This window comes from Deltaproteobacteria bacterium (assembly GCA_026388415.1).
In the GTDB taxonomy this organism is placed as follows: Bacteria; Desulfobacterota; Syntrophia; order Syntrophales; family JACQWR01; genus JAPLJV01.
In genome coordinates, this window is the sequence record JAPLJV010000043.1 from 92,079 (window position 1) to 105,164 (window position 13,086).

15 protein-coding genes and 1 tRNA gene are annotated in these 13,086 nt (G+C 50.5%); 8 read left to right on the forward strand and 8 right to left on the reverse strand.

From position 1 onward, the window contains the following. Window positions 1-470 precede the first annotated feature (470 nt). The 8 genes from NT140_09625 to NT140_09660 all read left to right on the forward strand — a co-directional run bounded on the left by NT140_09625 (window position 471) and on the right by NT140_09660 (window position 6,868). A complete protein-coding gene (locus tag NT140_09625) occupies window positions 471-875 on the forward strand; it encodes a hypothetical protein (protein ID MCX5832127.1) in 405 nt (134 codons plus the stop codon). 587 nt (window positions 876-1,462) lie between these two features. After that, window positions 1,463-1,918: a type II secretion system protein gene (locus NT140_09630; protein MCX5832128.1), complete on the forward strand. Its 456-nt coding sequence runs from the start codon at window positions 1,463-1,465 to the stop codon at window positions 1,916-1,918. A 3-nt stretch (window positions 1,919-1,921) separates the two neighbouring features. Continuing rightward, window positions 1,922-2,545, forward strand: a complete 624-nt coding sequence (locus tag NT140_09635) for a methyl-accepting chemotaxis protein (protein MCX5832129.1) — start codon at window positions 1,922-1,924, stop codon at window positions 2,543-2,545. 12 nt (window positions 2,546-2,557) lie between these two features. Further along, entirely contained in the window at window positions 2,558-3,109 is a 552-nt protein-coding gene (locus tag NT140_09640; protein MCX5832130.1) for a hypothetical protein, read from the forward strand. Between the two features lie 550 nt (window positions 3,110-3,659). Then, window positions 3,660-4,856 carry an MFS transporter gene (locus NT140_09645; GenBank protein ID MCX5832131.1) on the forward strand — a complete coding sequence of 399 codons (1,197 nt, stop codon included), beginning with the start codon at window positions 3,660-3,662 and terminating at the stop codon, window positions 4,854-4,856. A gap of 48 nt (window positions 4,857-4,904) precedes the next feature. Then, window positions 4,905-5,414: a nitroreductase family protein gene (locus tag NT140_09650; protein MCX5832132.1), complete on the forward strand. Its 510-nt coding sequence runs from the start codon at window positions 4,905-4,907 to the stop codon at window positions 5,412-5,414. A 40-nt stretch (window positions 5,415-5,454) separates the two neighbouring features. Further along, complete coding sequence (locus NT140_09655) at window positions 5,455-6,156, forward strand: TIGR04283 family arsenosugar biosynthesis glycosyltransferase (protein ID MCX5832133.1); 702 nt, start codon at window positions 5,455-5,457, stop codon at window positions 6,154-6,156. A gap of 13 nt (window positions 6,157-6,169) precedes the next feature. Beyond that, complete coding sequence (locus tag NT140_09660; GenBank protein ID MCX5832134.1) at window positions 6,170-6,868, forward strand: TIGR04282 family arsenosugar biosynthesis glycosyltransferase; 699 nt, start codon at window positions 6,170-6,172, stop codon at window positions 6,866-6,868. Between the two features lie 315 nt (window positions 6,869-7,183). On the opposite strand, the gene NT140_09665 is transcribed toward NT140_09660, so the two are convergent. The 8 genes from NT140_09665 to NT140_09700 all read right to left on the reverse strand — a co-directional run. Then, window positions 7,184-7,348 (reverse strand): hypothetical protein, encoded by a 165-nt coding sequence (locus NT140_09665; GenBank protein MCX5832135.1) that lies wholly within the window; start codon window positions 7,346-7,348, stop codon window positions 7,184-7,186. A gap of 256 nt (window positions 7,349-7,604) precedes the next feature. Then, the gene (locus NT140_09670) at window positions 7,605-8,249 is read right to left on the reverse strand and encodes a hypothetical protein (GenBank protein ID MCX5832136.1); all 645 of its coding nucleotides are present in this window, start codon (window positions 8,247-8,249) and stop codon (window positions 7,605-7,607) included. Window positions 8,250-8,600: 351 nt separating this feature from the next. Continuing rightward, window positions 8,601-8,698: transfer RNA gene (locus NT140_09675), tRNA-Sec, on the reverse strand. 29 nt (window positions 8,699-8,727) lie between these two features. Continuing rightward, on the reverse strand, window positions 8,728-9,969 hold the full coding sequence (locus NT140_09680; GenBank protein MCX5832137.1) for a molybdopterin molybdotransferase MoeA: 1,242 nt from the start codon (window positions 9,967-9,969) through the stop codon (window positions 8,728-8,730). Window positions 9,970-10,062: 93 nt separating this feature from the next. Next, window positions 10,063-10,713 carry a lysophospholipid acyltransferase family protein gene (locus tag NT140_09685; GenBank protein MCX5832138.1) on the reverse strand — a complete coding sequence of 217 codons (651 nt, stop codon included), beginning with the start codon at window positions 10,711-10,713 and terminating at the stop codon, window positions 10,063-10,065. 270 nt (window positions 10,714-10,983) lie between these two features. Beyond that, the gene (locus tag NT140_09690; protein ID MCX5832139.1) at window positions 10,984-11,751 is read right to left on the reverse strand and encodes an enoyl-CoA hydratase/isomerase family protein; all 768 of its coding nucleotides are present in this window, start codon (window positions 11,749-11,751) and stop codon (window positions 10,984-10,986) included. 8 nt (window positions 11,752-11,759) lie between these two features. Then, on the reverse strand, window positions 11,760-12,194 hold the full coding sequence (locus NT140_09695; GenBank protein ID MCX5832140.1) for a Zn-ribbon domain-containing OB-fold protein: 435 nt from the start codon (window positions 12,192-12,194) through the stop codon (window positions 11,760-11,762). Window positions 12,195-12,198: 4 nt separating this feature from the next. Beyond that, the coding region (locus NT140_09700; GenBank protein ID MCX5832141.1) for an acetyl-CoA acetyltransferase at window positions 12,199-13,086 on the reverse strand (888 nt) is incomplete at its 5' end.

Genomic DNA, 13,086 nt, shown 5'->3' on the forward strand with positions numbered 1-13,086 from the left:
AGGCACAATTTGTCTCGCCAAGGCATTTATGATCTGGTAAAGCGGGTGAACGAGAAGGGCATCATAGGAGTGAAGAAAAGCGTTCCGGTCGCCCCAGCAGTTTGAAGAATCCCCAGAGGAAATGCGGAAACCTTCATATCAACCATGGACCTGATAAAGGAAAGTTACAGTAATTACTCACGAATAACTTTGTGCATCGATAATGCTAAATGGCATAATGGGAAAAATAGTCACCATTTATGTCAACTTATTTAATGGATCGCATATATTGCTTCCGTGCCTGGACGGGTGGTGAAAAAGATTCTATGACCACTAAAATATGTAGTGCCAGAAAACGAGATTTGCTGTCTTTAAGCTACTGTTATTATAGACGAATATTCTTGCCTTCATGAATTTGGGCTAGGGATTGGCGAATGCATAAACTTTCTATATGGGTTTTTCTGGGTATTGTGATCTGTTCGCAGACAGCCATGGTAGCCAGACCGGTTGTATATCTGGCTGTTTTAAGCGGTGATTCGAAAAGGGTATCAGCCTGCCTTCCACTGGAAGTGGGAATGCCCTTCTATTTTGAGTTTATTAATTCCATATATCTTGCGCCTGTCCGTGAAACCTTGGTATACACGGAATCACAGGGTGTTTCTGTTGTCATGGTAGAGAGTCCTTCTGCAGGGGTATTTGAATACTATGGACTTCAACCCGATGGTTCGGGTAGTGTTGTGTTGCATCGCAGGGTAGGCGATATCAGGATCAGGAGTCACAACTATGAGAACCATAAACTGACCGTTGGTGAAAAAACCATCTATTTTAAAGAATTTGCAGAAAACGGTCAGCTTGTAATTATTAAGGTTTCGAAGGGTACACCCTGTGTGCCCTGAAGGTTTGCAGCTAGGAGGAACCTGGGGACGATGAAAAAGAAAAAATAGACAAGATATCCGACGAGTACCTTAAGGAGGCGCAGAAGTATGTTGGGGAAGAAGAAGGGGAAACCAGGCGCCTGTCTATGCACTTTGAACACAGGGGGATGGGGCCAATCTTCCTGTTTGCCAGGACAGATGACAGAAAACTATCAATGAGCTCTGCATTCTATTTCATCCGTTTCGTGAGTTTCTTCCCACATACGCAACATGTATCCGCCATTTAGAGCCTCCAGTTGGAAAATACTTTTATGATTTTCTATCATTGCTTCATTTCTAAACAGCCTGCGGTTTTGTACAATAATTTGGCTATGGAATACAAATGGAAAATCTCGCCGTAACGGTTTTAGGTAACTGGATGTAGTTCAAGTGGAAATGAACTGTATCGCTCACGGAAATATTTCTTGACAGCAACGTACCGTAGGAGTATCCCTCAATCATTATCAGTCCCCCTGTAATCCCGTGAGCCTTATGACTGAATCTCGATTCAACAGGCAATCTCTTTTGGAATAGTCCGCAGTTAACGATATAATATCTGGTTGAAATATATGAAAAAACTGTCAAAACATGGTTTACTATTCTGGCCGACAAAGAAGAGCGGTTTTTCCCTTGTCGAATTACTGGTAAGCATCATTATCCTGGCGATAATGGTCGGGGTTGCCATCGGCGCGTTTCAGGTATTTATCGCAAAAGCATGGAAAATCACCATGCAGCATGATTTAAGAGACTTTATTAAGGCGCAGGAGCATTACATGATTGATCACGGGCATTATCTCGGCGCTTCGGGCGATTTCGTACAATATGACCAGCCATCCTCGGGAACACTGTCGGCAAATGCCCTTCCCTTTACCCCGTCGGAGGGCATTCGGATTGAAATAATTTCGGGAAACGGATTGAAGTTTTCCGGTCCACCTGACTTCAAGGTTATAGTCAGGCATGTCCATTCAAATCTTGCCTACGAATACAATTTTACATTGCGACAAACTAAGGAAAGGAAGCATTGATTCATGGGGAATGAATACAAGAGGAGCTTTCGCAATTATCTTATAGATACCGATCTGCAGTTACACCTGATACGCCAGAGCCTCATCTATGTACTCGCCATTTTATTTGTAATGGTGAGCATCCTCCTTTATCCTCTGGTACGCGACATGATGTTCTCAAATGATCTGGACCGTGAGTATCGTGCAGCGCAAACTTTTCTCATGCTGATTCAATGGTTGATTCCGGCTATTTTGATCATGCTGGTTCTATTGATGGCGCGCTTGATTGTTATGACACACAGGATGTGCGGCCCTCTGCTCAACTTTACTCGTACCTTCAACAAGCTTGCCGAGGGAGATTTGACGCGCAAGGTCTATTTGAGGAAACATGATTATTTCAAGGCGGAATGTGATAGAATCAATAAGATGATCGATGGAATTGCGGGCATTATCGGGCAGCTGCTGACAGATCATGAGAAGTTGACGGTTACTTTGCAAGATCTTAAAGGACGTGTCAATGATTTGGATACAAAAGAAAAAATAGAATATTCATTGACGATAATAAATCAGGAAGCGAAGTACGTATCGGACGCCCTTGCCCATTTCAAGGTTCAAAATAACATGTCACAGGAAAACAGGAGCATCTGAGAGGAGAACCTCGTGTGGGGAGACGAAACCCATTATAAACTCAATGAAACCCCCTTTATAAAGAAGGTAGAAGAAAGGCGGTGGGTTAACATCTGCTATGATTGTTGTCTGTATATAGTTGCCTTCGTAGTGTGTTTCGCGGCTTATAGCGCGGTCAAAGCAGTAATTGGCGTATTAGAAAATCTAGCAACACAGGCAAAATATGAAGCAGAATACGAAGTCTATAGACATTCTTTATGCGACTTGCTTAGCTCTGAAGGTTTGACAAACAGGGAATGCGGCATTCCATTGGATAGAATGATTGATCCCGGGTTTCCTAAAGATGTGGAAAGAGTATTAAATAATGCGCTTCATACAAATGGAATAAAGGCTCAGTGGAATAATGTGCATTCCTCCCTGCTGGACAACGATCGAATCTTTAGAAAATTTATGTTTTACAGGGTGGCTCCGGATGGCTCTGCCATCGCAGGCAGCGAGGCGTCGCTAACCGATGTTTCGTTGGTCGTAAATAAATATCTTACGCAAAGACGACATGATGTTATTTCTCAACATCTCAAGCAGTAATTGTTACATTTTATCGTACCCCGTCCCCAACAGTTATAGGTGGAGAGTCTTTCTGCCATCCCCATGCCCTTCTGCAAGAGGATTCGCTGATTACCAAGAGAAAGTCTGTTTATTTAGTGCTCAAGTAAAAATGATTCCCCAAAGGTCGGTTAGATGCGTTAATTACCGTGCAGAACATCCATCCTTTTGATTGCTCCCGTATCGGTGATTAGCATCGCGACCTTAGACGACTACTTCTCCATGCTGGAGGTCAGTTTCGCCTGATAACGCGCCCCCCTTCTCTCACAGCACGGCCATGGTGGCGGTCGGAAGGGTGAGGATGTTCCGTCCATCTTCCAACCGGTACCGGATGGCGGGAATCAGTTGCTTCACAAAGAACACCCCCGGTCCGCCGATGTTCCTCTCCGCAATGTTATTTGTATATTGTCAAAACCTAACACCGATGAACGATGGTCAGTTATTCCATTGACATGCAGGGCACATTGACATACAAGAAAGCTACCCAATCATCCTTTTTCTGTTATAGGGCAGAGAAAAAAAGGCCCACAATATGACTGAACCCCGCCGACTTTTGACCTTTGAGTTCCTGGGTCTGTGTTTCGTAACATTCGTGGCCTACTGCAATATCTCGGTCTTCTACAACCTGTTCAATTATCTGCGGACGCTCGGGATACCGGCCGACCTGTGTGGGCTGGTGATCGGCGCCTACTCGCTCACCGCCATGTTCCTCTACCTGCTGGTGAGCCCCTTTCTTACCCCTGCCAACGCGCCGCGGACAATGCTGGCGGGGATGGCAGGGCTGGCCATCTGCGGCTTTTGTTATTTTTTTGTCCAGTCCTTTTGGGGTTTACTCGTCTTGCGCATGTTGAACGGTCTCGGGCAGTTTCTCCTGGGAGCCGGAACGATGGCGCTTTTCGTGTCCTTCATTCCCAAGGAGAAAAGTGGGCAAGCCTTTGCCATCTACTCCGTGGCCATGCTGTTGCCCTTCGGGACGGTGCCGGCAGTAATGGATGCGCTGACCTTTTTTATCCCAACTCCTCCGCACGGTTATGCGGGGGCTACTGTGATGCTGCTGCCGGCGGCGTGGGTTACCTGGCAGATCCGTCGCCGCCACCGTGAGCAGACGGACGAGGCGGAAAGTACGCATTTCCCTGGCTGGGCAGCCATCCGCGCCAATATAACGCAACTGCCGGTGGCGCTTCTGCTGCTCCTGCACCTCGTCTACATGATGAACTGGAGCAGTATATTCTTTTTATTCAAGGGGTTTGCCGATCAGCAGGGTATCATCAACGTGGGGTCCTTTTTCTCGGTGCAGATGGGTGTGATGATTGTCCTCCGCCTGCTGGCAGGGCGACTTTTCGATGCCGTTGACAAGGCCTGGATGCTGGCGGCCACCTTTGCCATTATCGCCCTGGGACATCTGGGGCTGTACCACCTGCCGGGGGCCTGGGCGATCTCTCTGGTGGCGCTAATATTTGGCGCGGGTATGGGAATGGGGAACCCGAGTTTAAACGGCTTGATGCTGGAGGTTTCCGCCCCCCGGCTTCGCCCTTTTAATGCCAACCTGATGCTCTTCGCCGTTCAGGCGGCATATTTCCTCGGCCCCGTACTGGGCGGCGCCCTGGTGGGTCGGTGGGGCTACCATGGCTACTTTCTGTTCAACATCGGGCTGGCGCTGGCGGCCATGCTGCTCGTCGCCGCGCTGGCCGGCAAACATCGCTTGAGAGCGATTGGCGATCCCTCTTGACAAAACAGGGCCTCTGGCCTTAAACTCCTAGAAAACTGGAGGATTGTCATGGATTTTCAGGAATTGATCGGCAAGAGATACAGTGTGCGGGCCTATAAGCCCGATCCGGTGCCGGATGATAAGCTGCAGAAGGTGCTCGAGGCCGCCCGGCTGGCCCCCACGGCGCATAATTACCAGCCTTTTCAGCTTATTGTCCTGCACACCGCCGGCCGGACAGAGGAACTGAAGCGAATTTACGAGCGGGATTGGCTAAGTCAGGCCCCGGTAATAGTCGTTGTCTGCGCTGTTTATGAAGGGGCCTGGCTGCGGATGGACAACAAGAACTATGCCGAAGTGGATGCCACGATTGCCATGGATCACCTGATCCTGGCGGCGACTGACCTGGGCCTGGGCACCTGCTGGATCGCGGCCTTCAACCCCCAGGAGCTGCGGGCCTTGCTGAAACTGCCCGAGGGTGTGGAGCCGATTGCCTTAACGCCCATCGGCTATGCAGCAAACCAGCAAAAAGCGAACCACAGAAAACTATTGCCGGAACTGGTGCGCTACGAACACTGGTAACCATGACCGGCAGCCGGCATTCGTTAATAACGCCATGAGCATGCGTTTCTCCGTAATTATTCCCGTCCTGCATGAAGCCGCCGGAATAAATGATCTGCTTGATCATCTGCGCCGGTTGAAAGACGCCGGGCACTGCGAGATCATCGTTGTAGATGGCAGCGCCGATCAGGACACCATGCTGCCCATCGCGGCAAGCGATGTCATCTGTCTTCCCTCACCTCCCGGCAGGGCCCGGCAGATGAATGCGGGGGCCGCTTTGGCATCAGGCGATGTCCTTATTTTTCTTCATGCCGACACCCGCTTGCCGACCGACGCCCTGCAGCTGATTGGCCGGGCGATGACCGGCTCCGCTTATTGGGGAGGGGCCTTCAACCTGGGCATCCGTTCCGGTAAATGGATTTACCGGTTAATTGCCTGGATTGCTTCCTTACGTTCCCGTCTTACCCGCATCCCTTACGGTGATCAGGCCATTTTTATCCGCCGCACCGCCTTCCGGAATCTGGGGGGATTTCCGGTCATACCCATTATGGAAGATGTCGCCCTGATGCGTCAGATCAAGAAAAGGGGTGGCAAGATCACCATTATCCCCCGCCCGGTCGTTACTTCCCCCCGCCGCTGGGAAAGCGAGGGTGTGCTCTGCGCCACCCTGCGCAACTGGCTGCTGCTGGCGGCCTATATGCTGGGTAGACCGCCGGAAAAGCTGGCCCGCTATTATAAAAACGCAAATCACGATCTGAATTGAAGGCAGGAAGATTATGGCGGCGAGCGAAAGAAATAAGGATTGCATCCTTTTTTTTGTTAAAGCACCGGAGCAGACGACCGTTAAATCACGGCTGGCAGAGGCGGTCGGCGAAGTAACGGCGAGGGAACTCTATCGTAATTTTGTCCTGGATATGCTGGATACCCTGTCCACTATCACAGCCAGGGTCAAGTATGACCTGTGGGTGTGCTTTTATCCCCCTGAGGCCGGGCAGGAGATCCGGGCTTGGCTGGGCAGCTCCTATACCTGCGTCCCCCAGCAGGGGAGTGATCTGGGCGAACGGATGCAAAACGCCTTTCTGGCCAGCTTTGCGGCGGGATACAGCCGGGCAATCCTGCTCGGGAGCGATACCCCCGACCTCACAAGTGAAATCATTAACGAGGGATTGACCCGCTTGACCACCCACCCCGCCGTCATCGGGCCGGCCTGTGATGGCGGTTATTATCTGCTGGGTTTTCAGTCGCAGGCCTTTCTCCCGGCTATTTTTTGCGGGATGCCCTGGAGTACGTGGAAAGTTTATTCGCTTACCCGGGAGGTTTTCCGGCGTGCGAACTTTAACGTCTCCGTCCTGCTGCCCTGGCGGGATATTGATACCATCGCCGACCTCCAGACTCTCCGGGTAAGTTGCCGAAACAGCAGCTTTGCCCATTCCCGAACGATGCGTTATATGCTGCAAGGTAATGAAGAGGTCTAAATCTATTACCGCAAATGACGGTTGGGTAATACCAATCTCCCGTTATTAAAGGTTAATGCTACCGGCTGTTTTCCAATTATCAACTATATGAACCTCTATTCGGGGCAAAATTTAATATAATTCTTCGTTTCTGTTGACAAAATCATATCTACAACTGTGGGTTATTATTATCATAGTTATGAAGAAAACAAAATCAGTGATTTTATTTCAGAAGATAATGTTGTGATTGCCCTTGATCAAATCAAACGGACAATTCAAGTCCGGTGTGGTGCGCAAAAAAAACGAAGGTTAACAAAAGTTGAATCCGTAGGAGCCCTACTTCTTTTTCCCTGCCGCCGTTGGAAAGTCTTTTAGCGTATCAATCGAAACCTGCAGTTGCGGGCCTTGTCCCTGAGCAACTACATTCTCTTGTCTCTCGATAAAGATCATCGTGCAAATCATAATCAACAAGAAAGCCGCGATTAAATAAAGCCATTTCATCCCCCAAGCTCCTTTCCCCTTGTCAGCTCAACTTTATAGCGATATTTTTATATTAAACCGAGTATTAGTGAGCTCATACGGAGTTAAGGTTTCAAAGTCAAGCAAAATGTACCATTTTTAAGGAGTAATATTTAGGTGGAGGGTGGTACAATTTCAATAGCATGAATAATTGATACGGATAATTCAAGTCCGGTTATGGGCGCTAAAACCGAAGCTTAACAAAAGTTAATGGTTAAAAAAACCGCACAAAATCTTATCAAAAGAGTTTGTTTAGGAAATTGGTGATCAGGCCGCCATTCTTTTTACTTGCCCCTCGGCTGGGAATGTTGGGTTGAATAATGGTTCTGCTGAAAACGATCCGCCACTCTCCTCCCTCTTTGATCATCTCCAGGTTTAAGGTTTCGCGGCCATAGAGCAAGAAGGGGCTTGAAAGCGTAGCTACAGCTTGACTATTATCGTATTTGTTAAATATGACCTCATGGATGATGAAATTTTGGAACTTTATCTGCTTTTCCTTATGATCGTCGGCGAAATCTTTCAAGGTATATGTTTTTTTAGACGTCTCGGAGAGTTGTTCATAAGCCCCCTGATATTCACCTGCCGTGACATTTTGCATAAAAACATTTATCCGCTTGACGATGGTGGATGTATCGCGGTTGGGCGCAGTAATAAAAAATAGAACGACAAGCATTATGGTGGCCAACAAGAAATATACCGCTGCGGCATAACGTTTATTACCTCTAAATACGTTCTCGAAAATCCATGCTCGTTCTATGAAAATTATAGTGACGATTAAGATGACGATGAGAGCGTAAGCAAGGATACTGCCCTTCAGAAGGGAGGTAAGGCCCATTCCGATCAAAGTGTTTATAAGAGCAATGTAAAGATTTTCTTTTTTCAACTTGTCAGCCTTTCATGCAGCCCCGAGGTAAAACAGAAATATCTTCCAGAGTAATGCATCAGCAGTCAGAAAGCCCTATATTTTAAGAACTTGCCATAATTTTTGATAAGGTATTATTTTTTAATATATGTATAAGCAGACCAGATTTGTATGTCAATGACATAGTGGCTATAAAACGTTAATTGGGGTACCTGTTGCACAATGAGGTTGATATGCGCCTGCTTCAAAGCATGAATAATATTGATACGGACAAATTCAAGTCCGGTTATGGGCGCTAAAAACCGAAGGTTAACAAAAGCTAATGACAGGTTAAAATATTTATTCGCTAAAATGCGAAATTCATTAATAAATTGGCGGAAGTGCATGGGAATCGAACCCACCCAGGACGGTTTTAGCGCCCTACACCGGATTTGAAGTCCGAGAGGCCCACCAGTGACCTTGGCACTTCCGCAAAATAAACAATAAATTCCTGTTCTGGTCACAGGTATTCAGGCTGCGACGTCCAACTCAGCGAATTGTCGAGCATTTGCACCTTGACCTCTGTGCCGGCCTTCACTTTCTCCGTGTTCTCCGGCAGCACTATAAGGCCATTGGCCCGGACCATGGATTTCAGGATTCCCGACCCTTGCTCACCCGTAGTGGAGACGGTATAGCCACCGGCGCCGGCCTTCACAAGGGCCCTGATAAAGTGCGTAAAACCCTTTCTTTTTTCAATATCTTCTTGCAGGACGGCGCGGACCGTTTTGCGAAATATCTCCTGGTGCCCCATCATCTTTAAGATGGCCGGCCTGATGAACTGCTCAAAAGATATCATCGAGGAGACGGGATTGCCGGGCAGACCAAACATGGGAACATTGCCTATCCTCCCGAATGCAAGCGGCTTGCCCGGTCTCATGGCGACCTGCCAGAATTGCATCCGGCTGCCCACTTCCTGCATGATGTCCTTCACCAGATCGTAGTCCCCCACGGAAACGCCGCCGGAGGAAATAATGACGTCGGCCCGCATGGCGGCCTGGAACCTGGCGAGGAGGTCTTCGCGCTTGTCTTTGGCGATGCCCATTTGCATGACCAAGGCGCCGCAGTCCAGCGCCTGGGAGGCAAGAGAATAACTATTGCTGTTGATGATTTTCCAGGGCGAAGGGCTTTCGTCTATATCCAACAGCTCGTTTCCCGTTGCCAGAACGGCAATTAAGGGCCGCTGATAGACACTGACAAAGGAACGTCCCAGGGAGGCCAGCATGCCGATGCCCGCCGGCCGGACGCTGGTTCCCCGGGGGATAACCAGCTCTCCTTCCCGCACGTCCTCGCCGGCCCGCCTGATGTCCTGCCCGCTTTGGGCCTCCGCCATAATCCTGATTTTTTGCCCGTCTTTTTCCGTATCTTCCATTTTCAGAACGGCATCGGCTCCCACCGGCAGGGGAGCGCCCGTCATTATCCGCGCCGACTGGCCGGCGGCAATGCTTTTTTGGGGGATGGCGCCGGCCGGAATATCTTCAATTACCTCAAGCACGACGGGATGATGCGGGGATGCTCCGATCGTATCTTGAAACCGGAGGGCATAACCGTCCATGGCGGAATTGTCCTTGGGGGGGATATTGCGACCCGCAGTGATGTCCTCACCCAAAACCCTGCCCAAGGCATCCAGGATATTTACCCTTTCCAGGCCGAGGGGATTAATGGTCTGCAATATTTGCTCAATGGCTTCGGCAACGGTGATCATGATTTTCTCTTAGTAAGTTAGGATTTGTTTATGCGTTCAAGCTACTCCATAGTCTGGCCTTTGTCAATGAATATGGCAATATGCTGGCAGGTTTTACAAAATCAGGCCGGGCAACATGATGTCTTCAACATATTTCCGCTGCCTTTCCAGTTCCTCCGGGGTATCCGTAGGAGTGAGATTGATCATGGCGCCGAAACGCAGCGTGACGCGGGAAAAGGGTTTGGGGAGCATGAACCTGTCCCAACTGTTGAAGTGCCAAGCCTTGTCGGCGGAAATATACATCGGGACAATGGACGCGCCGGTGGCCTGGGCAAGGTAAATAGCGCCGCGTTTCAGTTTGCCCGCCGGTCCCTGGGGACCGTCAGCGATATGGGCGGCCAGGCCGTTTTCTTTTAATTTTTCCACAAGGATCTTCAGCGCCTGACTTCCTCCCCGTGATGAGGAGCCTCGGACGGGGAGCCAGCCGCACTTCGCCGCAACACCGGCAATCATTTCCCCATCCTGACTCTGACTGATCATGATGCTGGGCCGGTATGAACGATAATTTTCAAAGTGCCTGATGATGGCGAAAAACTGCTGATGCCAGCCACACAACAGGACCTTCCCTCCCCCTTGCAGGTAAGCAAGCCAGGCAGCTTCATTTTCCACGGTCAACCGGAAAGTCCGGCTATAGCAGCGCACTATCCAGTAAAGCAGCACTGTAATCAAGGGGTGAGTGAGAATGGATTTCAGTCTGCGGGGCATAAAGAGTTTCACCTGAAAATGGAGATCAAATCCCCCTTGCTCCCCCTTTTCTAAAGGGGGAATTTACGGTTCCCCTCTTTGGCAAAGAGGGGGTAGGGAAGATTTTCTTTGTCCTTTGTGATGGCATGCTGTCATCAGCGATTGACCTGAAAATGGAGATCAAATCCCCCTTACTCCCCCTTTGCTAAAGGGGGAATTTGTGGTTTCCTGTAAAAAAGGGGCGCGATATTCCGCGCCCCTGGTTATTAAATCAACAATAGAAACAAGGCATTACCTGTTTTTCCATTCCGCCTTGCGTCTCTCGAAATAACTGTTCATGCCCTCCTGTGTATCCTCGGTCTTCATGAGGGTGTTCAGGAAGAGATTTCCCACATCCGCCAGGGCCGCGGCAAATCCCTTATCCAGGTTCTGCCGGACGGCGCGTTTGTTGAGGCGAATGATGAGCGGGCTGCTTGATTTTATTTCGCCCACCAGTTTTTCCAGCTCCGCGCTAAACTTGTCATCGTCCGTCGTCTGGGATACGAACCCCAGGGAGCGGGCCTCGTCGGCCGTGTAGCGCTTGCCTGTAACGCAGACTTCCAGGGCCTTGGCCTGTCCAATCAGTTTGGGCAGACGGATGGCCGCGTAGGGAGGAAAGAAGCCCAGCTTGATTTCGGGCTGGCCGAAGGAGGCGCCTTTGGCCGCGATGATCATGTCGCAGGCGATGGCCACCTCCATCCCTCCGCCAAGGCAGGCGCCGTGCACCGCTGCGATGGTCGGGATCTCCAGCTTGTCCATGAGTTCAAAGAGCCGGTTGAAGGTGGCGATCATCTCGTCCACGAGTTCCGGCTTATGGTCACCCACATCTACGCCGGCGCACCAACTGGGCCCCTCGCCGGTGATGACTAAGCATTTCAGGTCCTTGTCCGCCAGGAGCGCCGAAAGTTCGCTGTTGATTTCCTTCATCATGGCGATGCTCAGCATGTTGTGTTTGGGCCGATTGAAGATAATGCGGGCAATGCCGCCATCTTTTTCCGTTTTAATGTATGTGTACGCCATTATTCACCTCATGCCTTATGAAAGACATAGTTAATCTGACCGTTTGGCAGGGGATTGGGCGCGGCCTTCATCGCCATGCCTACTTTTATATCCGCTTCGGGTACATCGGCGGCGAGCCGTCCGAATACCTTGTAGGTTCCGTAGTCCAAAAGGGCAATGGAGTAGGGCAAGTCGCCCTCAAATCCTACCGGTGCATACTGCAGCTTGCTGTAGGTAACGAGCTTGCCCGTGCCGGTCACCGTGAACCATTCCATATCGCTGGAAAGGCACTTGTAACAGTCCGCCCGGGGCGGAAAAAACACCATGCCGCAGACCTTGCATTTGGTGCCCGTGACCTTGCCCTCTTCGAGTTTCGTGATGAAATCATTTGTTTTCGTCAGGGAGGTAAAGCTCACCGTCCCGAATTTTTTGAAGCGCGCATCTACTTCTTTTTTCTCAGCCATTATTCTACCTCCCCAAGATGGTGACGTTGCCGTAAAGACCAACGCCGCCGATGTTATGCACCAGACCAATTGCCGGATCCTTCACCTGCATCGCGCCCGCTTCGCCCCTGAGCTGCAGGACGATCGTCCTGATCTGCGAGCCGCCGGTGGCGCCGATGGGATGCCCCTTGGACAACAGGCCGCCGTCAACATTCACGGGGATCCTGCCCTCCTTGTAGGTTTCCTTGTTCCGGATCAGGCCTATGCCTTCTCCGGGCTTGGCAAAACCCAGGGCTTCATAGGCCAGCAGTTCAGCAATCGTGAAACAGTCGTGCACCTCTGCTACATCAATATCCTTCGCGGTAACGCCCGCCATCTTGTAGGCCTGCTCGCCGGATGCCTTGGCTGCAGAAAGACCCGTAAACAGGTCCCGTCCCGCCATGTTTACCGCCGTGGTGGCCGAACCGAGGCCCATGATCCAAACGGGTTTCTTGCAGAAGGATTTGGCCTTCTCTTCGCTGGCCACGATTACGCAGGAACTGCCGTCAGCATTGGCGCAACAGTCTCCTACGCGCAGCGGGGTCGCTACGGGGCCCGCCATGGAGCCCTCGGGCTGGGTAAACATATCGAGGGTTACGGCCTTGCGGTAAACGGCCTTTTCGTTGATCTGGCCGTAGGTGGCGGCCTTGACCCGGATCAAGGCCAGGTCTTCCGAGGTTGTGCCGTATTTAGCCATGTGCGCCTGGGCGTAGGTGGCGTAGTAAGCGGGCATCATGGTGCCGAAGGGGCTCTCCCATTGAATGTCGGCGCCGCGTCCCATCCGTTCCTGCGACTCGGCAGAGGATATCTCGGACATCTTCTGAAAGCCGACTACGGCCACGCAGTCGTGAAGCCCGGATTTTACTAATGAATA